Genomic DNA, 21,722 nt, shown 5'->3' with positions numbered 1-21,722 from the left:
TTGGGCCTTTCTGAGGCCATTGGGCACCGACAGTCTGTTTCCCGATTGAATGGTGGGAAGGAGACATGTGATGTCCCGCGTCAAACAGATTGTCATGGCCGCCGGCACGTTCAGTGTTGCGCTTGGCATCGGATTCGTCATGCAGAACGGAGACGCGCTGGCCAGCCGGTTCGGGTCCGATTCCGATACGGCCGAGGCTGCACCCGAGCCGGTCGCACCGGATGTGGCGCCGGTTGAACAGGTCGCTGACGGCCCCAGCCTGCCCATTCCCCAAGACGTGACGGCGGATCTTGCCGGTGCCGTGTCCCTGCCGCAAACCGCGCGACCGCCTGAACCGGCCGAGGCACCCGTGGAACTGGCCGCCGTCGAGACCGACGATGCACCGAGTGTCCTCGGGCCCGAGACCATGCCCGAACCGGAAACCGCGCAAAGCTGCAATATCCTCATGGAGGGTTCGTCCAGCGAGGCTGCGATGGTCGCGCTGACGGTGTCCGCCCCTTGTCACACCGAGTCGCCTTTCGTGCTGCATCATCAGGGTATGATGTTTACGGCCAAGACCGATGCCGACGGCACAGCGGCGCTGACCGTTCCCGCGCTTGCAGAGATCTCTGTCTTCATCGCCGCGTTCCCGGATGGTGAGGGCAGTGTCTCCACCGTCACGGTTCCCGACTTCGCCGCGTTCGATCGCGCCGTCCTGCAATGGCGGGGCGAGGCGGGCGTGATGCTGAGCGCCTATGAGTTCGGTGCGGGCTATGGCGAGGCTGGTCACATTTCTCGTGAGAACCTTGCGAGCGCCGACCGTGCCGCCGCCGGTGATGGCGGTTTCCTCGTGCAGCTGGGTGATGCGACGGTCGAGGATGCCTTTCTGGCCGAGGTCTATACCTTCCCCTCGGGACAGCATGATGATGGCGACATCCAGTTGATCGCCGAAGCCGAGATTACCGAGGGCAATTGTGGGCAGGAAGTCGCCGCCCAAAGCATCCAGGTCTTTCCCGATGGCAACACGCTGGCGCTGGACCTGTCGGTCAGGATGCCCGATTGCGAGGCTGTGGGGGATTATCTCTTCTTGCAAAACATGTTCGAGGACCTGACACTTGCCTCGCGATGACGAGGTTCCGGGTTCGAAACATTCTTGGATCAATGGGAAGTGCGGCGGTTTTCGCCGCATTTTTCTGTTTGCTGCCCACTCATTCCTCGGCAGACACGATAACCGTGCAGTCCACCAATGGCGCTGTGCAGGTCACCGGCCACTATCTTGCGCATGACGGCGAAATCCTCACCCTCGCCACCGAGTCAGGACCGGTTTCGCTCAGGTCCGAAGGGGTGTCCTGCATCGGGACGGATTGCCCAGCTGACGGGGCGGCCCCCGTGCTGCGAATCGCGGCGCAAGGCCGAGCTGCGCAATTGCTCGTTCCGGCCCTGATCGAGGCCTACAGGCGCGATACGGGCAATCGGCTCGACCATGCGCTTTGGTCGGCCTCGGCGATTCAGGCGATTGATGGCCTGCCCGAGACTCCCTTTGACGTTTTCCTGTCGCCGCGCCCGCTTTCGGCAGCGGAACTGGACCTTGCAGAACGCAAAGGCCTGGCTGCCCTGGACAATGCGCGGCAGGCTCAGATCCTTGCCATGGATGCCCTCGTGCCGGCGGTTGCAGCGGATCACGCGCGCGGATCGATTCCATTGTCGCGTCTCGTCGATGCGATCTCAGGGAACGGGACGGTCTGGCCGGACCGCAGCGCGTCGAACCGGCTGCACCTTCTGGAAACGATCGGACCTGACCTGACCTGGCTTCTGCCCGAGTCCGCAAACGGACCAGAGCTGATTCTGCATGCGACCCCCGAGAGCCTGTCCGACGCACTTGCCGCCGAGCCGGACGCGTTGGCGCTTGTTCCGTTGTCACAGGTGGGGCCATGGCGGCAACTGGCCCTGAGCGGGCCGTGCGGCCTGCGATCCACTGCAACAGAGCGCAGCATCAGGACCGAGGACTACCCGCTGACCTTTCCGGTCTACCTGTATCTGCCGCCCTGGCGTCCGCATCCAGATATCAAGGCCTTCCTCGATTGGTTGCGCAGCGAGGCGGCGCAGCTGGTTGTGCGACGGGCCGGGCTGGTGGACCTTGCCGGAGTTCCGATCCCGATCGATGCCCAAGGCCGTCGGTTCGCCAATGCCATTCGCATGGCCGGGGCGGATGTTCCGTTGGGTGAGCTTCAACGCCTTGTCCGGGCGCTGGACGCTCACACCCGGATTTCGATCACTTTCCGATTCGATCCGGGGTCGACCTTTCTGAACGCGCCGTCACGATCTCATCTTCTGATGTTGGCCCATGCCATCCGCGATGGTCGCTATAGCGGGCGCGACATCGTGCTTGTCGGGTTCAGTGACGGGCGCGGACCGGCGGATGCCAACCGGGACCTTGCCGCGGCCCGAGCCGAGGCGGTCAAAGAGGATCTGTTGGCAGCCTTGGGCGGTGCGCTGCCCTTCAATGTCGGGATCGAGACCGACGCGTTCGGCGAGGCCATGCCGCTTGCCTGCGATGACAGTGCCCCCGGCCAGCAGGCGAATCGCCGTGTCGAAATGTGGGTTCGGGATCGGCGTTAGCAGACTCTACAGAAGTCCCTCGGCGCGAAAGCTCAATTCGCGCGACCGGCCGATGACAAGATGATCATGAAGACTGATACCAAGGGCGTGGGCGGCGTCGTTGATTTGCCGGGTCATGTCGATATCCGCCTCGGACGGGGTCGGGTCGCCCGACGGATGGTTGTGGACCAGGATCAGGGCCGAGGCGTTGAGCTCCAGCGCGCGCTTGACCACCTCGCGCGGATAGACGGGAACATGGTCCACGGTGCCTTCGGCCTGCGCTTCGTCCGCGATCAGGATGTTTTTGCGGTCCAAGAACAGGATGCGGAATTGCTCCGTATCGCGGTGGGCCATGACGGTGTGGCAGTAATCCAGCACCGCGTCCCAGCTGCTGATGACATGGCGCTGCAGCACCTTGGCCCGGGCCATCCGGTGGGCCAAGGCCTCGATGATCTTGAGTTCGGTCGCCACGGCCGGGCCCACCCCCGCGACCTGTTCAAGGCGCGCAGGCGGCGCAGACAGGACGCCGCTCACGTCGCCGAAGGCTTCGATCAGCCGCCGGGCCAGGGGTTTCACATCCTGCCGTGGGATAGCGCGGAACAGGGCCAGTTCGAGCAACTCGTAATCCGGCATCGCTGCCGCGCCGCCGTTGCGAAACCGCTCTCGCAGCCTCTTTCTGTGGTCGGCAAGATAGGATGGCAGACGGCCGCTATTGGGTCGGCGCACGGGGGACACGACCTGCGCCTCGTCGTCATCCAGAAGATCGGGCTGGAAGGCAGGTATCGGGGCTTCGGCAAAGGCACGCTGGTCCGTCATGCCTCCACACTTGCCCCGAATCCCTTACCGGGACGTTAACGGCGGTTAACCCTTCATCGATTCCCAGAAGTTCTTCACCGACTTGAAGAAATTCGAGCTTTGCGGATTGTTGTCTTCCGCCAGCTTTTCGAATTCCTTCAGCAGCTCTTTCTGCTTGGCCGTCAGGTTGACCGGGGTCTCGACCGCCAATTCGATGAACATGTCTCCGGGTCCGCCGGAGCGAAGCGCCGGCATCCCCTTGGCACGAAGGCGCATCTGGCGGCCGGACTGGCTGCCGGCCGGGATCTTGACGCGGCTGCGCCCGCCGTCGATCGTCGGCACCTCGATGTCACCGCCCAGCGCGGCGGTGGTCATCGAGACCGGCACGCGGCAGAACAGGTGATTGCCCTCGCGCTCGAACAATTCATGTTCGCGGACCTCGATGAAGACATAAAGATCACCGGCAGGCCCGCCACGCATCCCGGCCTCGCCCTCGCCTGCATGGCGAATCCGGGTGCCGGTTTCGACGCCGGGCGGGATATTGACGGTAATCTGTTTTTCCTTCTCGACGCGTCCGGCGCCGTGGCATGTCTTGCACGGGTTCTTGATGGTCTGACCCATCCCGTTACAGGTCGGGCAGGTCCGTTCGACAGTGAAGAACCCTTGTTGCGCGCGCACCTTGCCCATGCCCGAACATGTCGGGCAGGTGACCGGTTCACTCCCGCCTTCAGCGCCGGAACCGTCGCAAGAGCTGCACTGCACCGAGGTCGGGACGGTGATCGTCTTCTGGGTGCCGGCATAGGCCTCTTCGAGTGTGACACGCATGTTGTAGCGCAGGTCGCTGCCGCGCGCGGCGCGAGACCGGCCGCCGCCGCCACCGCGGCCACCCATGAAATCGCCGAACAGGTCGTCGAAAACATCGGAAAAGGCGCTGGCGAAATCGCCCTGGCCCTGGAAGCCACCGCCGGGACGGCCACCGCCACCACCCATGCCGTTTTCGAAAGCGGCATGGCCGAAGCGGTCATAGGCCGCTTTCTTTTCCGGGTCTTTCAGGACGTCGTAGGCTTCGCCCGCTTCCTTGAACTGCTGTTCCGCTTCGGGGTTGTCGGTGTTCCGGTCCGGGTGCAGTTCCTTGGCCTTCTTGCGATAGGCCTTCTTGATTTCGTCGGCGCTGGCGCCCTTTGAGACCCCGAGAACCTCGTAATAGTCACGTTTGGACATGAGCGTTTCCCCCTTTGGGTCGCACAAAGCCGGCCCGGCATGGGCTGGGCCGGCTTTGCAGCGTCATTTCCCTCAGGCGCGCTTGTCGTCGTCGAGGTCTTCGAAGTCGGCGTCGACGATGTCGTCGTCCACACCGCCCGAGGCCTCTTCGGGCGCTTCCGGGTCGGCGTCACCGGCGTCTTCGGCCTGCGCCTTGTAGATCGCCTCGCCCAGCTTCATGGCCGCTTCGGTCACGTTCTGGATGCCGGATTTGATCTTCTCGGCGCTGTCGCCTTCGAGGTCGTCCTTGAGCGCGGCAATGGCCAGTTCGATCGCCTCGATCGTGGTCGGGTCGACCTTGTCGCCATGGTCTTCCATCGACTTCTCGGTCGAGTGGATAAGGCTTTCGGCCTGGTTCTTCGCTTCGACCAGTTCCTTGCGCTCCTTGTCGGCCTCGGCGTTCTCCTCGGCGTCCTTCACCATCTGTTCGATATCCTCGTCGGACAGACCGCCCGAGGCCTGGATGGTGATCTTCTGCTCCTTGCCGGTGCCCTTGTCCTTGGCGGACACGTTGACGATGCCGTTGGCGTCGATGTCGAAGGTGACTTCGATCTGCGGCATGCCGCGCGGGGCCGGCGGGATGTCTTCGAGGTTGAACTGACCCAGAAGCTTGTTGTCGGACGCCATTTCACGTTCGCCCTGGAAGACGCGGATGGTCACGGCGTTCTGGTTGTCCTCGGCCGTCGAGAAAACCTGGCTCTTCTTCGTCGGGATCGTCGTGTTGCGGTCGATCAGGCGGGTGAACACGCCGCCCAGGGTCTCGATGCCCAGCGACAGCGGGGTCACGTCCAGCAGGACCACGTCCTTGACGTCACCCTGGAGGACACCGGCCTGGATGGCGGCGCCCATGGCGACCACTTCATCGGGGTTCACACCCTTGTGGGGTTCCTTGCCGAAGAACTTGGTCACCTCTTCGAACACCTTCGGCATCCGGGTCTGGCCACCGACCAGAACGACCTCGTCGATATCGTCGGTCGACAGGCCCGCATCTTTGAGCGCAGCCTGGCACGGCTTGATCGACGCCTTGATGAGGTCGCCAACAAGGCTTTCCAGCTTGGCGCGGGTCAGCTTCATGACCATGTGCAGCGGCGTGCCGTCGGACCCCATCGAGATGAACGGCTGGTTGATCTCGGTCTGCGACGAGCTGGACAGCTCGATCTTGGCTTTCTCGGCGGCCTCTTTCAGGCGCTGCAGGGCCATCTTGTCCTTGGTCAGGTCGACGCCGTGCTCTTTCTTGAACTCATCGGCGAGGTAGTTGACGATCCGCATGTCGAAGTCTTCACCGCCGAGGAACGTGTCGCCGTTGGTGGATTTCACTTCGAACAGGCCATCGTCGATTTCGAGGATGGTCACGTCGAACGTGCCGCCGCCAAGGTCATAGACGGCGATGGTCTTGGTCTCTTTCTTGTCGAGGCCATAGGCCAGCGCGGCAGCGGTCGGCTCGTTGATGATGCGCAGCACTTCGAGGCCGGCGATCTTGCCGGCATCCTTGGTGGCCTGGCGCTGGGCGTCGTTGAAGTAAGCGGGCACGGTGATCACGGCCTGTGTCACTTCCTCGCCCAGGTAGCTTTCGGCGGTTTCCTTCATCTTCTGCAGGATGAAGGCGGACACCTGGCTGGGGCTGTACTTGTCGCCCTTGGCCGAAACCCAGGCATCGCCGTTGCCGCCGTCGATGACGGAGAACGGCATGTTCTTCTTGTCCTTGGCCAGATCGCTGTCGTCGATGCGGCGGCCGATCAGGCGCTTGACGCCGAAAATGGTGTTTTCGGGGTTGGTGACAGCCTGGCGCTTGGCCGGCTGGCCGACAAGACGTTCGTCATCCGTGAAGGCGACGATGGAGGGCGTCGTGCGCGCCCCTTCCGCGTTTTCGATAACGCGCGGCTGGCTGCCATCCATGATGGCAACGCAAGAGTTGGTGGTCCCGAGGTCAATTCCGATGACTTTGGCCATTTTACAAATCCCTTTCTTCAGGCGGTTTGAGCGGCAGGGGCCCGATGCGGCACCCCGGCCTCATGGATTCTGCTGAACCGGGGTCATCCCCGATCCGGATCAGGGCGTATATAGGTAGGGGAAAAGAAGGCTGCAAGCAGCGGAAAGGCATAGGAATGAGCAAATTCGAGGAATCAGGCCCGGGTGTTGCGCCGACGCTTTCCATTCGCGGGGTCGATCTGTGGGAATCCTGGCTGTCTCCGGATCGGCAGGGCGCCATGCTGGACGACATTCGCGCCATAGCGGCAGCGGCGCCCCTGTTCGAGCCTGTGACCCCGTCAGGCCGGAAGATGAGCGTACGCATGACCTCGGCCGGGCGGTATGGCTGGGTCACGGACCGATCCGGTTACCGCTACGAAGAGCGGCACCCGGAGGGCATGGACTGGCCGCCGATCCCGCGCTCGATTCTCGATGTATGGGAGGCGCTGTCGGGCACGGATCGCCAGCCTGATTGCTGCCTCGTGAATTTCTACCCGCCGGGCGCACGCATGGGGATGCATCAGGATCGCGACGAGGCGGATTTCGACCAGCCGGTTCTGTCCATTTCACTGGGGGACGAAGCCCTGTTCCGCATCGGCAACACGACGCGCGGCGGCAAGACCGAAAGCGTCTGGCTGCGGTCGGGCGACGTGCTGCGCATGGGCGGGGCGGCACGGCTGGTCTATCACGGGATCGACCGGGTCAAGGATGGCACGTCGCCACTCTTGAAGGATGGTGGGCGGATCAACCTGACCCTGCGGGTCGTCACCTAGCGTTGGAGCGAGCAGCACCCCGAATACTGGGTCCAGTCGCCACCGGAGCGGAGCAACACCTCGATCGACAGGCCATACTGGCGGTCGGACATGCCGTCATTGCAGGCGGATCGAGCGATTGTCGCGGCGATCCCCGTGCCGGCGAAGCCGAACCTGTCCAGCCGCCCCGTCGACCGCGTCTGTTGCACGGCGACCGGACCGGCGATGACATCCACCAACAATCGAAAGGTCACGGAGTCGCCGTCACGCTCCAGGTCCCAGAACGGCTCGGTGCCGTAACAGCGCGCGACGGCGGGGAACGCCCTGTCGCCCTGGCCCGGCAGGCGGCGCAGATAGGCCAGCGAGACCCATCCCGACCGCTCATCAAGATTGATCCGGCCCCAGCGGACGCCGTCATCGACGTCGATAACCTCGATCCCTTCGGCGTCGTGGGGCAGGCTGCCCAGCTTGTCGAAGCCGGCGCCCGGTCCGGCGCGCACGTTCAGCACATCGTCACTGGCGACGCCCGCAACATCGTAGAGGGCGGGCCAACCGGTCTGGGCGGCGGACATGGCGGGAAGTGCCAGAGCAAGGAGGAAAGCAAGCAGGTATCTCATCGGGTTGCGTTCATGCTGGCTGATACGTTCTGGCGCGAATAGAATTCCAGCATCAGGCCGATCATGATCAGCACCAAACTGACGATCAGCGGATAGGAAATCGAGCTGAAATGCGGGTTGTAGTTGATGAAGGCAAAGCCCCGCGCCTGATCGATGCAGTGGAACAGCGGGTTCCAGTCGAAAAGGGCGAGCATCGTGCTGGGGAGGGTGTTGGCCACGAACATCTTGCCGCTGGCGATCATGTTGGCGCGCGAATAGATCGACGAGGCGATGGCCACGAACCCCGGCAGCCAGGGTTTGAGCCCAAGAAAGATGATGCCGACCGCGCAGCCCGAGAACCAGGCCAATAGGACCATGCCCATTGCGCCGACCGGGTCGTGAATGGTGATCGGCTCCATGATCGCGTGATACAGAAACAGGACCACCGCCATGGACAGGACCTGGATGTAGAGCGAACTGAGCGCGGCCGCCGATATTGCGACGATCGTGTTCATCGGGGCGTGCTTCATCATGGCCGAAGCAGGTCCTTCCGACTTCATGACTGCGCCCATGGCCTTGATATGGGTCATGAACAGGAAAATCCCGGACATGATGTAGATCAGGAAATCCCCCCGGATCGCTGTGCCCTTCAACCCCAGAACCGAGAACATGAAGTAGAAGGCCAGGACGAACACCATGGTCTGCATGATATTCATGATCAGACCGATAACGGCGTATCGGTGTTCCTTACGGATATCGCGCACGATGGAATGATAGATCAGTTCCAGCAGCGCAAACGCTCCGCGCGACCGTGTCTGGATTCTGTTGGCGTCGAACATGGGGTGCGCTCGGGGTCTGCCTGCTATGCTGTCGGTCAAGGAAACCACGATTTCCTTGCCGTTTATTGTAGCAATCAGCATAAGTGGGCCGACCTGACCGATCAACAAGAACCGCTCAATACGCGGGCAGGAGCATATCCTTGGACCTACACAACCTAATCACGGTGATGCGACGCCTCGCGTTGGAAGCCGGCGACATCATCATGGACATCTACAACGCCCCCGATTTCGAAGTCCGAACGAAGGGAGATGACAGCCCGGTGACCGCCGCCGACGAAGCCGCCGACGCGCATATCTCGGCCGGGCTGCGGGCAGCCTTTCCGGATATCGCGCTGGTGACCGAGGAACAGGCCGCGTCGCATGACCAGTCGGCCAGCACGTTCCTGATTGTCGATCCGCTGGACGGCACCAAGGAATTTATCAACCGCCGCGGCGACTTTACCGTGAACATTGCCTATGTTCTGGATGGCAGCCCGGTGCGGGGCGTCGTCTACGCGCCTGCGAGGGGGCGGCTGTTCTATACCGATGCCGGAGGAAATGCCGTTGAAGAGGCCGGGCCATTTGACAAGGCGACGCCCGGCGAGACCCACCCGATCCGGGTCAGCGCGCCGGACAATGACGCGCTGATGATCGTTGCCTCGAAGTCGCATCGCGACCAGGCCACGGAGGATTACATCGCCAAATACGCGATCAAGGACAGCAAGAGCGCGGGCTCGTCGCTGAAACTCTGTCTTGTCGCCACGGGCGAGGCCGATCTCTATCCTCGCGTCGGCCGCACAATGGAATGGGACACCGCTGCCGGCCATGCGGTTCTGGTCGGCGCGGGCGGAGACGTGGTGCGTTTCGACGATCACCAACCGCTGCGCTATGGCAAGGACGGCTTCGCAAACCCGTTCTTCATAGCCTACGCGCCGGGTGTGGATTTGAAGCCTGCCTGATGTCAGTCCTGGTCGTCATACCCGCGCGCTACGCTTCGACCCGCTACCCCGGCAAGCCGCTGGTGGCGTTGCGAGGTGCGACGGGCGAATCCAAGAGCCTGATTCAAAGATCGTGGGAAGCCGCCAAGGCGGTTTCCGGCGTGGATCGGGTGGTGGTGGCCACCGATGACACCCGTATTCGCGACGCCGCACAGGCTTTCGGCGCCGAGGTCGTGATGACTTCGGAGACCTGCCGCAATGGCACGGAACGCTGCGCCGAGGCGCTGGATGTCCTGGGCGGGGGCTATGACATCGTGGTCAATCTTCAGGGCGACGCGCCGTTGACCCCCGCCTGGTTCATCGAGGATCTGGTCCTGGCGCTGCGCGATCACCCGGTCGCCGAGGTCGCGACGCCGGTGCTGCGCTGCGACGGGCGCGCCTTGAACGGCTTTCTCGAAGATCGCCGCAACGGTCGCGTGGGCGGCACGACAGCGGTGTTCGGCACAAATCACGAGGCGCTGTATTTCTCGAAAGAAGTCGTGCCCTTCACCTCGCATAGCTACGCCGCGGACGAGGACACGCCGGTGTTTCATCATGTCGGCGTCTATGCCTATCGTCCGTCGGCCCTTGCGGCCTATTCGCGCTGGCCGGTCGGCGCCCTGGAAGACCTCGAAGGGTTGGAACAGTTGCGGTTCCTCGAACGTGACGTCCCCATGCTGTGTGTCGAGGTCGAGGCGCGAGGCCGGCAGTTCTGGGAGCTCAACAATCCCGAGGACGTCGCGCGAATCGAGGCGATGATGGTAGAAATGAATCAGTCATGATCAATTTTCCGGGGATCTCCCCTTGGAGGTCACGGAGGGATCATGTTTGTGACAGTATCTGATGCGATTGACGCGCCTTTCCTGAGACGACCAAGGATGTGACATGAAGAAACGAGTGACGAAGGCGATTTTTCCGGTTGCGGGCAAGGGGACGCGGTTTCTTCCGGCGACGAAGTCGATCCCCAAGGAAATCATGACGCTGGTGGATCGGCCCCTGATCCAATACGCGATTGATGAGGCGCGCGCGGCCGGGATCAAGGACTTCATCTTCGTCACCTCGCGCGGGAAATCCGCGCTGGAGGATTATTTCGACCATTCGCCCGAGCTGGAAAACACGTTGCGCAAGGCGGGTAAGGAAGACCTGCTCGCCACGCTCAAGACCACCAATATGGATAGCGGTGCCATCGCCTATATCCGGCAGCACAAGGCGATGGGGCTGGGCCACGCCGTCTGGTGCGCCCGGCGCCTGATCGGCAACGAGCCTTTCGCGGTGATCTTGCCCGACGACGTGATCGCGGCGGAAAAGCCCTGTCTGCAGCAGATGGTCGAGACCCACGCCGAAACCGGCGGCTGCATGGTTGCCGCGATGGATGTGCCGCAGGACAAGACATCGGCCTACGGCGTGCTGGATATCCGTGAAGACCGGGGCGAAACCGTATCGGTTCAGGGCATGGTGGAAAAACCCCCCGCGGAAGAGGCGCCCTCGAACCTCGCCGTGATCGGCCGCTACATCCTGACACCTGACATCATGCGCAACCTGAGCCGTATCAAGACGGGTTCCGGCGGAGAAATCCAGCTGACAGACGCCATTGCCGCCGAGATCCAAGCAGGCCGCGACGTGTTCGGCTACCGGTTCCGGGGTGAGCGCTTCGATTGCGGGTCCAAGGCCGGTTTCCTGCAGGCGACGGTTGCCTTCGGGCTGGCGCGCGATGATCTGCGCGAAGAATTCGGCGAGTATCTGCAAGACCTCATGTCGATGCGCCAGGCGGCGCAATAGGCTTCATGACCATTTTTGCGGACATGGACGCCTCGGCGCCCCGGACCGCACCCACCTCGCTATGGTTCGCCTATCGCATGCGCTGGAAGCGTCGCCGGCTGCTTGCGCGGTCGCTGCGCCGCCGCAAGGAGCTGCGCCGCCATTCCGTGATGCCGGACCGTATCCGCGCCGCACCGATCCTCGCCTTCTCCACGATCCGCAACGAGATGTTGCGCCTGCCGCATTTCCTTGATCACTACCGGGCGCTCGGGGTCGATCATTTCGTGATCGTGGACAATGACAGCGATGATGGAACCGCTGCGTTCCTGGAAGGCCAGCGGGACGTATCGCTTTGGCGGACCGGGGCGAGCTACAAGCAGTCGCGGTTCGGCGTCGATTGGCTGACCTGCCTTCAATTCCGGTTCGGGCATGGCAAGTGGTGCCTGACCGTCGATGCGGATGAACTGCTTGTTCTGCCCGGGGGGCGTGACCTTCGGCAATTGACGGCGCATCTGGACAAGACCGGGCGCGATGCTTTCGGGGCGCTGATGCTCGACCTCTATCCGGACCGGTCGGTTACCGAGGGGGGATTCAATGCCGGTGACGATCCGCTGGATCACCTGCGATGGTTCGACGCGACCGGCTATCGCGGCCAGCGGCATCGGGTTTTCGACAACCTCTGGATTCAGGGTGGGCCCCGTGACCGTGCCTTTTTTCGGACCGAACCCGAGCGCGCACCGACGCTGAACAAGACGCCATTGGTGCGTTGGAACCGGCGTTTTGCCTATGTCACCTCGACCCATCAGGCGTTGCCGATGCGGCTGAACCGGGTGTTCGAGCCCGGGCGACCCACGGGCGTTCTGTTGCATACCAAGTTCCTGCCAGACATCGGGGCGAAATCAGCGGAGGAGTTGAATCGTCGCCAGCATTTCGAGAATTCCGCGCTTTACGCGCCCTATCACCAGTCCCTGATCGCCGGTGTGGACTTGTGGTATCCGGGCGCGACCCGTTACGAAGGACCAAGCCAGTTGGAGCAGCTTGGCCTGATTGGCCGGGGCGACTGGCCCTGAACCTTGCCTAGATCGTGCTTTTGTTTAATGAATGGAAACAATTGATGGCGTTCTCTTCAGAGTAGCAGGCAGGCGAATGAGACGGCATTATCGTCAGAGGCAAATGCCATGGCGGGACGGGCAGGAAGGTGACATTTGGGTGTCTGGCAATCATATCGGCTCCGTTTGCAACGCAAGCGCTGGCACCTGCGCGCCCGCCGGAAATCGCGTGAATTGCGAGAGGTTCGCAACCGGACCGATCAGATCAGGGCCGGTGACATCCTGTTGTTCTCGACCCTGCGCAACGAGGATATCCGTCTTCCCTATTTCCTGAAATACTATCGCGACCTCGGCGTCGATCATTTCATCATCGTGGACAACGACAGCACGGATGGCGGCCGCGAATACCTGGCCGAACAGCCGGACGTGTCGCTTTGGACCACGAAGGGCAGCTATCGGCGGGCGCGGTTCGGCGTTGATTGGTTGAACTACCTGCAACGCAAATATGCGCATGGCCACTGGACGCTTGTCGTCGACCCTGACGAATTCTTCGTCTTTCCGTTCTGTGACACCCGCCCCATCCGCGCCCTGACCGACTGGCTGGAGGCGTCAGAGATTCGGTCGTTCTCTGCGATGCTGCTCGATATGTATCCCAAGGGCAGGATTGACGCGGTGCCCTATCAACGCGGACAGAACCCGCTGGAAATCGCGTCATGGTTCGACGCGGGCAATTATACGATCTCCAAGAACCATCTTTTCTACAATCTTTGGATCCAGGGTGGCCCGCGCGCACGGATGTTCTTCACCGAGGAACCCTGGCGCGCCCCGGCCCTGAACAAGACGCCGCTGGTCAAGTGGGACAAGCGCTATGCCTATGTCAGCTCGACCCACATGCTGCTGCCGCGTGGCCTGAACCTGGTCTATGATGAATGGGGCGGGGAAAAGGCCTCGGGCGTGCTCTTGCATACCAAGTTCCTGGACACCTTCACCGAAAAGGCGCGCGAGGAACTGGAGCGCGGCCAGCACTACGCAAACAGCCATGAGTACAAGGCCTATGCCGAGGGTCTGGCCGAACACCCCGACCTGTGGTGCAAATGGTCCGAGAAATACATCAACTGGCGCCAGCTGGAGATTCTTGGCCTTATGTCCAAGGGGAACTGGGCATGAGTCTCGGGGTCGTCATCCTGGTGCACACCGCGCTGCACCGCGCCGAACAGGTGATCCGTCATTGGTCTGCGGCCGGCTGCCCGGTCGTGATACACGTCGACCGCAACGTCGATCGGGCCACATATGACCGGTTCGTCGAATCCGTGGCCGACCTCCCGGATGTGCAATTCTCGAAACGGCATCGCTGCGAATGGGGCACATGGGGCATCGTCGCCGCTTCGCAGACGGCGTCGGAACAATTGCTGCGGAATTTCCCCGATGTGCGCCATGCCTACCTGGCCTCCGGGTCTTGCATGCCATTGCGGCCGGTCCAGGAACTGAAGGACTATCTGGCCGACCGGCCCCGCACCGATTTCATCGAAAGCGCCACGACAGCCGACGTGCCCTGGACTGTTGGCGGTCTGGAATTCGAGCGGTTCACGCTGCGTTTTCCGTTTTCCTTCCGCAAGCAGCGGTTCCTGTTCGACCGCTACGTGGAGTTCCAGCGCCGTTTCAAACTGCATCGCAAGCTGCCCGAGGGCATCGTGCCCCATATGGGGTCGCAGTGGTGGTGCCTGACGCGCCAGACACTTTCCGCGATCCTCGAGGATCCGGATCGCCCGATATACGACAGGTATTTCCGACGGGTCTGGATCCCTGACGAAAGCTATTTCCAGACGCTTGTCCGGCTGTATTCGCAGAACGTGGAAAGCCGGTCGCTGACGCTTTCCAAGTTCGACTACCAGGGCAAGCCGCACATCTTCTATGACGATCACCTGCAATTGCTGCGTCGGTCGGATTGTTTTGTTGCCCGCAAGATCTGGCCCAATGCCGACCTGCTCTATGATACGTTCCTGAAGTCTGCCAACCCGATGAAGGGAAGCGAGCCCAACCCCGGCAAGATCGACCGTATCTTTTCCAAGGCGGTTGAACGGCGCACGCGGGGGCGGGCGGGCCTGTTCATGCAATCTCGCCTGCCGCGCGATGGCCACGAAAACGGGTTTACCTCGGCGCCATACTCGGTTTTCGAGGGTTTTGCCGAGCTGTTCGAGGATTTCGAGCCCTGGCTTGCGCGGGTGACGAAAACGCGCGTTCACGGGCACCTTTTTTCGCCCGAGCGGGTGGAGTTCGAGGGCCGGCAGAAAACCTTTGCCGGCGCGTTGTGCGATAACCCGAAACTGCGCGACCACAATGCCCGCATGTTCCTGACCAACCTTATCTGGAACACGCGTGGCGAACGGCAGTGTTTCCAGTTCGGCCCCACCGACAGCCAGTTCATAAGCTGGGATATCGCCAAGGATCCCAACGCGCAGATCAGCGTCATAACCGGGGCCTGGTCGATCCCGCTCTTCCTGTCGAACCGCAATTTCTCGGAGATCCGCGCCGCAGCGGCCGAACTTCAACGCATTGAGTCCGAACATCTGGACGCGTTGCGCTCCTACTGGTCGAAGGCACGCATCCGGATATGGACCCTGGCGGAATTCGTGGACAGCCCCATGGAGGCGCTGCAGACCGTTTTCGATGAAATGGGTGCGAAGAATGTCCGCACGATCACGGAGGCGCCGAAAATGGTCGATCTCACGGGGTTTGCGCAATTCCTTCAGAACCTCAAGAACCAGGGCATGCACCCCTATCTGATGGGTGATTTCCCCAGCGATCCGACCCCGCGCCAACCCCGCCGCCCGCAACGCAAACCCTATCTGGTCAGGTGAACGATGCCCAAATTCGATTATTTCGTTGTGTTCGCCGAAATGCGGACCGGATCGAATTTCCTGGAAGTGAACATAAACGCGCTGGACGGGCTGCATTGCCATGGGGAGGCGTTCAATCCCGCCTTCATCAGCTACCCCAACCGGGAAGAAACCCTTGGGGTCACACGTGCCGAACGCGATGCCGACCCGCATCGCCTGCTGGATCGGATCAAGGCGGCAGAGGGATTGAACGGGTTCCGCTTCTTCAACGACCATGATCCCCGCGTTCTGGATGATATTCTGAATGACCCGCGCTGTGGAAAGGTCATCCTGACCCGCAACCCGGTCGAAAGCTATGTCAGCTGGAAGATTGCGCAGGCCACGGGCCAATGGAAACTGACCAATGTGAAACACGCCAAGGCGCGGACCGTGGCGTTCGACGCCACCGAATTCGAAGCGCACCTTGAGGCCCTGCAGGCCTTTCAGGTCGCCTTGCTGAACCGGTTACAGCGCACGGGACAAAGTGCGTTCTACATCGCTTACGAGGATCTGCAGGACGTCGAGGTCATGAACGGCCTCGCCCGTTTCCTGGGAAGCGATGCGCGGCTGGAGGCGCTGGACAAGAGTCTGAAAAAGCAGAACCCGGCACCGATGGCCGACAAGGTCAGCAACTTCGACAAGATGGAAGAGGCGCTGGCGCGGCTGGACCGGTTCAACCTGAACCGCACCCCGAATTTCGAGCCCCGGCGCGGCCCCGTCGTGCCCAGCTATGTCGCCGCGCCGCACAGCCCGTTGCTGTTCCTGCCCATTCGCGGTGGCCCCGAGGCCGCGGTGCTCGATTGGCTGGCCGGGCTGGACGAAGCGGCGGCAGACCGGCTGATCGGTGGCTTCAACCAGAAGACCCTGCGCAAGTGGAAGCGCGATCATCCGGGGCATCGGTCCTTCGCGGTGCTGCGCCATCCTGTTGCACGGGCCCATGCGGCCTTTTGCGACAAGATCCTGTCGACAGCGCCGGGTGCCTATGTCGAGATCCGCAAGATCCTCAGGCAACAGTTCAAGCTGGATATCCCAAATGGCGAACCGGATGCATCCTACACCCGGCAGCGCCATCGGGCCGCGTTCCTGGGATTCCTGCAATTCGTGAAGGCCAATCTGGCAGGCCAGACGGCGATCCGCGTCGATCCTTTCTGGGCCAGCCAGTCAACCGTGCTTCAGGGATTTTCGGATTTCGCCATGCCCGACATGATCATCCGTGAAGACCGGATGGAGGACGATCTGGCCTTCCTGGCCGCTCAGGTCGGCAAGGCCACGATGCCGGCTGTCGGTGATGTCACCGATCCGCATGCCGCCCGTCTGGCTGAGATTTACGACAAGGACATCGAAAAGGCCGCGCGGGACGTTTATGCGCGCGACTACATGACCTTCGGGTTCAGCGATTACGCCGCCTGAGAGGTCTTTTCCTCGGTCAGGATGGTATAGAGCGTTGCGGCATCGTCATTGGATCGCAGCTTCGCGCAGACCGAGTCATCGCGCAGTGTCCGAGATACCAATGCCAGTGCCTTGAGGTGTTCCACCCCTGCGGCTTCGGGAGCGAAGAGTGCGAAGACGAGGTCCACCGGCTGACGATCCACCGAATCGAAGTCCAGCGGCTTCTTGAGGCGCAGGAACAACCCGCAAACCCGGTCCAAACCTGCCATGCGCGCATGCGGCAGGGCGACGCCATGGCCCACACCAGTGGGGCCAAGGCTTTCGCGTTCAAGAAGCGCCTCCACGACATTCGTGGCGTTCACGTCGAAACAGCCCTCGGCCATTTCGGCCAAAGCGTGAAACAGCTGTTTCTTGCTGCTGGCAGCCGAAATGAACTTCGTGCCCTCGGCAGGCAGGATTTCCGAGATTTGCATTCGTCGCTCGCTTTCCGTGTTCGGCCGGTTCCGGCCTAGCCCGTATTTCGCGGGTCGATCCAGCCGATGTTGCCATCCTCGCGCCGGTATACGACGTTGATCCCGCCATGTCCTTCGTTGCGGAAGACCTGCACCGGAGAATCCGCCAGTTCCATCTGCATGACCGCCTCTCCGACAGAGAGCGATGGAATCTTGGTTTCCATCTCGGCCACGATCATGGACGTGACGTTTTCCGGTTCGGTATCCTCCGACTCGGTATTTGACGCGAGGATATAGGCGCCCGCTTCGAGAAGTTCAACAGGCTCCGCGCGCTCTTTATGGTGGTCCTTCAGGCGGCGCTTGTAACGCCTGAGTTGTTTGTCCATCTTGTCGCGCGCCGCGTCGAAAGCGGCATAGATTTCATGGGCATGGCCCTTGGCCTGGGTCGTCAGGCCGGTGGAAAGATGCACGACGGCCTCGCAGTTGAATTCGCTGCCGCTCTTGGAAAAGATCACGTTGGCATCGGTGGGACGGCCCGAATATTTCTCGAAAACGTCGCCCAGCTCGGTCTTGACGTGAGTTTGCAGGGCTTCTCCGATATCAATCTGTTTGCCAGTGATCTGATAGCGCATTTCTTCTCCTTCCAGGTTGCGACAGACGACATTCGTCCGGACAGAAAAGTCCGGGGTTCAGGCGATGCTGTCGTGGGGGATGACGATGGCGTTCTTCGGTTTGAGCGCACCCGTCGCCAGAAAAGCGATACCCGGGCAGCCAAGGAAAACCGTCTTTGTCATCCCCCTCAGTTGGCGACAGGTTGGGCGGCCTTGTCAATGGGCAAGCGGGTTTCCGGCAGGGCTTGGCCGGCTATTGAACGCGAAAGCTGTCGCCCAGATAGACCCGGCGCACGTTCTCGTTCCGGATGACCTCGTCCGTGGTGCCGCTCATCAGAACCTTGCCGTCATGGAGGATATAGGCGCGGTCTACGATTTGCAGGGTTTCCTGAACGTTATGGTCTGTGATCAGCACGCCGATCCCACGATTGCGCAGGTCCGAGACCAGGTGCCGGATCTCACCCACGGCGATGGGATCCACCCCGGCAAAGGGCTCGTCCAGAAGAACATATTTCGGATCTGCCGCCAGGCACCGCGCGATCTCGGCGCGGCGGCGTTCGCCTCCGGACAGGGCCATGGCCGGGGCCTGCCGCAAATGCTCGATGGAAAATTCGCTCAGCAGCTCTTCCAGCCGCTCGCGCCGCCGTCGCCTTTGCTTGATCGAGATTTCGAGGATCGCCATGATGTTGTCCTCGACCGACAGGCCCCGGAAAATCGACATCTCCTGCGGCAGGTAGCCGATTCCCAGCTTGGCGCGACGATACATGGGCAGGGTCGTGACATCGCGCCCGTCGATGACGACCTGCCCGCCCTCGGGTGTTATCAGTCCGGCAATGGCGTAGAAACAGGTTGTCTTGCCCGATCCGTTCGGCCCCAACAGCGCCACGACCTCGCCCCGCCCGAGATCCATGCTGACATCGCGGATCACGAGGCGCTTGCGATAGGCCTTCCGCAGGTTGCGGATATGCAGCCCCACATCGCCGTCGGTGACAAATAGGTCGGGGGCCTGTGTCATCTTCAGCCCTCTTCGGGGTTGAGAATGGTGCGCACCCGGCCTTCCATCAGGGCATTGCCTGTTTGCAGATCGATACGCATCTGATCGGCCGACATTGCGCTGGGGCCCTGGGTGACAAGCACGTCACCGATCAGCACCAGCATACCACCTGAAATGTCATACTCCGCGCGTTCGGCCTCGGCGGCTTCGGTCGGGGTAACGAATGTGACGCCCCCCGTGACGGTCAGGCTGTCGATCTCGCCGGTCTGCTCATTGTAATTCACCACGACCTCGGCTGCGGCGAGACGCATGTCGCCCTGGCCGACCTCGACGTTGCCGCTGAAGGTGGCGATGCCGGTATCCTGATCCACGCTCAGGCTGTCGGCGGAAATCTCGACCGGGGCGCTTGGGTCGGCATTGACCGCCCCCAGGGTGAGGTTTGTCTGTGCCGCGGCCAGTGTCGCGAAGAACACGAAGAGGGCCAGTGCCCCGATTTGGAAATGTCGCACGTCAGTCAATCCCCTTGCTTGGGATCGTATACCAGCCGAACGCCCTCTTGGAAAAGCATCCTTTGACCGGCTTCGGCATTCGGTGTCTCGATCACCAGCTTGCCGGCGGTCAGATCGCCGAAAGGGGTGCGAACTTCCAGTGCGCCATCGGATTCGACGCGCCCGCTGGCGATACTGGCGGACAGGCCTGTCGTTTCCATCTCGTAGCCGTTCGACGTGGATATCCGTGTCAGGCCGAACAGGCGGGCGACCTGAGCGTCATTGTCCACCTCGCCGTCACCGGCGCGAATCGCAATCTCGACGCCCTCGACGGACACGATATTCGCGCGCAGGTCGTCGATGCTGATCAGGGCGCCGTCCGGACGTGCCCGCCCGGCGATGACCTCGACCACCGAGCCATCCGTGGCCACGCCTGTCACCTGAGCGCCTGAGACGCGCGGTTCCCGCGCGATCCCCTCGATCTCGGCGTAGGGAATGTCACCGCTGGGCAGTGGCGCGCGGGCCAGCAGAAAGACGGTCGACATCAGTGCCAGCGCTGCCAGAGGCAGAGCGATCTTCAGGATGGCGACGTAACGTGACCGGAGAGACTCGGCGCGCGCCATTTCAGACCACACCCGCCCTCAGGCAGTCATGAATGTGCAGGATGCCCACCACGCGCCGCGATCCTTCGGGATCGACGACGAAAAGGCAGGTGATCTTGTTGTCTTCCATCACGGCGACGGCTTCCTCGGCCAGGGCATCGGGTCCGATCGAGCGCGGGCTGCGGGTCATGACATCGCCGGCGGTCTTGTCCAGAAGGCCGACCATGTTCCGGCGCAGGTCGCCATCGGTCACGATACCGGCAAGATAGCCATCGTCGTCCAGCACGCCAACCACGCCGAATCCCTTCTGGCTGATCGTCAGCAGGCAGTCGCTCATGGGCGTTTCCGTTCCGGCCAGTGGAACCCTGTCCTCGCCATGCATCAGATCGCGCACCCGAGCCAGCCGCGAGCCGAGCTTGCCGCCGGGGTGGTAGTCGCGGAAATCCTCGGCGGTGAAGGCGCGGTGATCCATCAGCGAGACGGCCAGCGCATCGCCGACTGCCAATGTCATGGTGGTGGAGTTGGTCGGCACCACCCCGGTTGTGCAGGCCTCGCCCGTCCGGGGCATCTCGATCACGATATCCGCCTCGCGCGCCAGTGTGCTGTCCCGCTGGCTGGTCAGGCCGATCAGCGGGATTCCGAAGCGGCGCGAATAGGCCAGAAGATTGGCCAGTTCCGGGGCCTCGCCGGAATTCGAGATCGCCAACACCACATCCGATGTGGTGATCATGCCCAGGTCGCCATGGCTGGCCTCGGCCGGATGGACGAATTGCGACGGTGTGCCGGTGCTGGCAAAGGTGGCGGCGATCTTGCGGGCGATATGGCCGGACTTGCCAATGCCGGACACGATAACCCGCCCGCGGGTTTCCAGGATTCGTTCGACGGCGTCGGCAAAGCCGCCATCAAGCCCCTCGGCCAGGGTTTCGAGGGCCGCGGCCTCCGACCGGATCACGCGGCGGGCTGTCTCAAGGAATTTATTCGAGCGGTCCATGTCAGTGCGCGAAGATGTCGATCTCGGGCCAGCCGGCCAGGTCGAGACGGGCGCGCATTGGCAGGAAATCGAAACAGGCTTGCGCCATCTCCGTTCGGCCCTCGCGGGCCAGCCGGCCATCCAGCGCCTCTTTCAGACGGTGCAGGTAAAGCACGTCGGAGGCCGCGTAATCGAGTTGCGCCTCACTCAACTCGGAGGCGCCCCAGTCGCTTTGTTGCTGTTGCTTGGAAATGTCGATGTCCAGCAGCTCCTGCAACAGGTTCTTGAGCCCGTGCCGGTCCGTGTAGGTCCGGGTCAGCTTGCTGGCGATCTTGGTGCAGTAGACCGGGGCGGTGACTGCACCGAAAGCGTTCAGAAGGGCGGCAATGTCGAAGCGGCCGAAATGAAACAGTTTCAACACCTTCGGATCGGTCAGCATCCTGCACAGGTTCGGCGCTTCGGTCTGATCCGGTGCAACCTGCACAAGGTGGCATTCGCCGTCGCCGCCTGACATTTGCACAAGACACAGCCGGTCCCGGTGCGGGTTCAGCCCCATCGCCTCACAGTCGATTGCAACGACCGGGCCAAGGTCCAGACCGTCGGGCAGATCGCCTTTATAAAGGTGGTTAGCCATCGGTTCCATCTACTCCTGCTAGGGGAGGGATGGTGCCCAGAAGAATCGTAATCTGTGCACCTTGTCCCCATCAAGTCACTGTAAAATAACAAAAAACCGTTCATTGGGATTCAGGTTTCTTGTACGGTTTTGTTCTACGGTTTGTTCTACGGTAAC

Annotated in this window: 22 protein-coding genes; 10 read left to right on the top strand and 12 right to left on the bottom strand. The window is 62.1% G+C overall.

The features are described from left to right. The first annotated feature begins 70 nt into the window (after nt 1-70). Both DFK10_RS08150 and DFK10_RS08145 read left to right on the top strand, forming a co-directional pair. Entirely contained in the window at nt 71-1,108 is a 1,038-nt protein-coding gene (locus DFK10_RS08150; RefSeq protein ID WP_109388489.1) for a hypothetical protein, read from the top strand. Nucleotides 1,109-1,212: 104 nt separating this feature from the next. Next, nucleotides 1,213-2,598: a phosphate ABC transporter substrate-binding/OmpA family protein gene (locus DFK10_RS08145; RefSeq protein ID WP_217810102.1), complete on the top strand. Its 1,386-nt coding sequence runs from the start codon at nt 1,213-1,215 to the stop codon at nt 2,596-2,598. Nucleotides 2,599-2,604: 6 nt separating this feature from the next. On the opposite strand, the gene radC is transcribed toward DFK10_RS08145, so the two are convergent. The 3 genes from radC to dnaK all read right to left on the bottom strand — a co-directional run bounded on the left by radC (nt 2,605) and on the right by dnaK (nt 6,582). Next, nucleotides 2,605-3,393, bottom strand: a complete 789-nt coding sequence (radC, locus tag DFK10_RS08140) for a RadC family protein (RefSeq protein ID WP_109388484.1) — start codon at nt 3,391-3,393, stop codon at nt 2,605-2,607. Between the two features lie 45 nt (nt 3,394-3,438). Next, the gene (gene dnaJ / locus DFK10_RS08135; protein WP_109388482.1) at nt 3,439-4,593 is read right to left on the bottom strand and encodes a molecular chaperone DnaJ; all 1,155 of its coding nucleotides are present in this window, start codon (nt 4,591-4,593) and stop codon (nt 3,439-3,441) included. Between the two features lie 72 nt (nt 4,594-4,665). Further along, nucleotides 4,666-6,582: a molecular chaperone DnaK gene (gene dnaK, locus DFK10_RS08130; protein WP_109388480.1), complete on the bottom strand. Its 1,917-nt coding sequence runs from the start codon at nt 6,580-6,582 to the stop codon at nt 4,666-4,668. A 155-nt stretch (nt 6,583-6,737) separates the two neighbouring features. Here dnaK and DFK10_RS08125 point away from each other — a divergent pair, with 155 nt between their 5' ends. Next, nucleotides 6,738-7,373, top strand: a complete 636-nt coding sequence (locus DFK10_RS08125; RefSeq protein ID WP_109388478.1) for an alpha-ketoglutarate-dependent dioxygenase AlkB family protein — start codon at nt 6,738-6,740, stop codon at nt 7,371-7,373. Here the strand turns inward: DFK10_RS08125 and DFK10_RS08120 are convergent. Together DFK10_RS08120 and DFK10_RS08115 are read right to left on the bottom strand one after the other, a co-directional pair. Further along, nucleotides 7,370-7,969 (bottom strand): SH3 domain-containing protein, encoded by a 600-nt coding sequence (locus tag DFK10_RS08120; RefSeq protein ID WP_109388476.1) that lies wholly within the window; start codon nt 7,967-7,969, stop codon nt 7,370-7,372. The two genes, DFK10_RS08125 and DFK10_RS08120, sit on opposite strands and share 4 nt — an antisense overlap. Continuing rightward, on the bottom strand, nt 7,966-8,787 hold the full coding sequence (locus tag DFK10_RS08115; protein ID WP_109388474.1) for an ABC transporter permease: 822 nt from the start codon (nt 8,785-8,787) through the stop codon (nt 7,966-7,968). Before DFK10_RS08115 ends, DFK10_RS08120 begins: the two co-directional genes overlap by 4 nt. A gap of 140 nt (nt 8,788-8,927) precedes the next feature. On the opposite strand from DFK10_RS08115, the gene cysQ reads away from it, so the two are divergent. The 7 genes from cysQ to DFK10_RS08080 all read left to right on the top strand — a co-directional run bounded on the left by cysQ (nt 8,928) and on the right by DFK10_RS08080 (nt 16,836). Beyond that, complete coding sequence (cysQ, locus tag DFK10_RS08110; RefSeq protein ID WP_109388472.1) at nt 8,928-9,725, top strand: 3'(2'),5'-bisphosphate nucleotidase CysQ; 798 nt, start codon at nt 8,928-8,930, stop codon at nt 9,723-9,725. Beyond that, nucleotides 9,725-10,525, top strand: coding sequence for a 3-deoxy-manno-octulosonate cytidylyltransferase (locus DFK10_RS08105; RefSeq protein WP_109388470.1), 801 nt, complete (start codon nt 9,725-9,727; stop codon nt 10,523-10,525). The genes cysQ and DFK10_RS08105 overlap by 1 nt, the downstream gene beginning before the upstream one ends. Before the next feature lie 103 nt (nt 10,526-10,628). Then, nucleotides 10,629-11,522, top strand: a complete 894-nt coding sequence (gene galU, locus DFK10_RS08100; protein WP_109388468.1) for a UTP--glucose-1-phosphate uridylyltransferase GalU — start codon at nt 10,629-10,631, stop codon at nt 11,520-11,522. Nucleotides 11,523-11,527: 5 nt separating this feature from the next. Further along, nucleotides 11,528-12,571: a glycosyltransferase family 2 protein gene (locus DFK10_RS08095; RefSeq protein WP_235866799.1), complete on the top strand. Its 1,044-nt coding sequence runs from the start codon at nt 11,528-11,530 to the stop codon at nt 12,569-12,571. A 135-nt stretch (nt 12,572-12,706) separates the two neighbouring features. Beyond that, entirely contained in the window at nt 12,707-13,717 is a 1,011-nt protein-coding gene (locus DFK10_RS08090) for a glycosyltransferase family 2 protein (RefSeq protein ID WP_109388466.1), read from the top strand. Beyond that, entirely contained in the window at nt 13,714-15,408 is a 1,695-nt protein-coding gene (locus DFK10_RS08085) for a DUF5927 domain-containing protein (RefSeq protein WP_109388464.1), read from the top strand. The genes DFK10_RS08090 and DFK10_RS08085 overlap by 4 nt, the downstream gene beginning before the upstream one ends. Before the next feature lie 3 nt (nt 15,409-15,411). Continuing rightward, complete coding sequence (locus DFK10_RS08080; RefSeq protein ID WP_109388462.1) at nt 15,412-16,836, top strand: sulfotransferase family 2 domain-containing protein; 1,425 nt, start codon at nt 15,412-15,414, stop codon at nt 16,834-16,836. Here DFK10_RS08080 and DFK10_RS08075 read toward each other — a convergent pair. From DFK10_RS08075 to DFK10_RS08045, 7 genes are all read right to left on the bottom strand, one after another. Beyond that, nucleotides 16,824-17,288, bottom strand: coding sequence for a PTS sugar transporter subunit IIA (locus tag DFK10_RS08075; RefSeq protein WP_109388460.1), 465 nt, complete (start codon nt 17,286-17,288; stop codon nt 16,824-16,826). The two genes, DFK10_RS08080 and DFK10_RS08075, sit on opposite strands and share 13 nt — an antisense overlap. Before the next feature lie 35 nt (nt 17,289-17,323). Beyond that, complete coding sequence (gene hpf / locus DFK10_RS08070) at nt 17,324-17,899, bottom strand: ribosome hibernation-promoting factor, HPF/YfiA family (RefSeq protein ID WP_109388458.1); 576 nt, start codon at nt 17,897-17,899, stop codon at nt 17,324-17,326. A gap of 232 nt (nt 17,900-18,131) precedes the next feature. Beyond that, nucleotides 18,132-18,893, bottom strand: a complete 762-nt coding sequence (gene lptB / locus DFK10_RS08065; RefSeq protein ID WP_109388456.1) for an LPS export ABC transporter ATP-binding protein — start codon at nt 18,891-18,893, stop codon at nt 18,132-18,134. Between the two features lie 2 nt (nt 18,894-18,895). Beyond that, nucleotides 18,896-19,381 (bottom strand): lipopolysaccharide transport periplasmic protein LptA, encoded by a 486-nt coding sequence (lptA, locus tag DFK10_RS08060; RefSeq protein WP_109388454.1) that lies wholly within the window; start codon nt 19,379-19,381, stop codon nt 18,896-18,898. Between the two features lie 5 nt (nt 19,382-19,386). After that, the gene (locus DFK10_RS08055) at nt 19,387-19,983 is read right to left on the bottom strand and encodes a hypothetical protein (protein WP_109388452.1); all 597 of its coding nucleotides are present in this window, start codon (nt 19,981-19,983) and stop codon (nt 19,387-19,389) included. A 1-nt stretch (nt 19,984) separates the two neighbouring features. Further along, a complete protein-coding gene (locus tag DFK10_RS08050) occupies nt 19,985-20,953 on the bottom strand; it encodes a KpsF/GutQ family sugar-phosphate isomerase (RefSeq protein WP_109388450.1) in 969 nt (322 codons plus the stop codon). A 1-nt stretch (nt 20,954) separates the two neighbouring features. After that, nucleotides 20,955-21,566, bottom strand: a complete 612-nt coding sequence (locus tag DFK10_RS08045; RefSeq protein ID WP_109388654.1) for a ribonuclease D — start codon at nt 21,564-21,566, stop codon at nt 20,955-20,957. Nucleotides 21,567-21,722: the final 156 nt, after the last annotated feature.

The organism is Salibaculum griseiflavum (assembly GCF_003129565.1).
GTDB classification, from domain to species: domain Bacteria; phylum Pseudomonadota; class Alphaproteobacteria; order Rhodobacterales; family Rhodobacteraceae; genus Salibaculum; species Salibaculum griseiflavum.
This window is presented reverse-complemented; position numbering and strand designations above follow the sequence as displayed.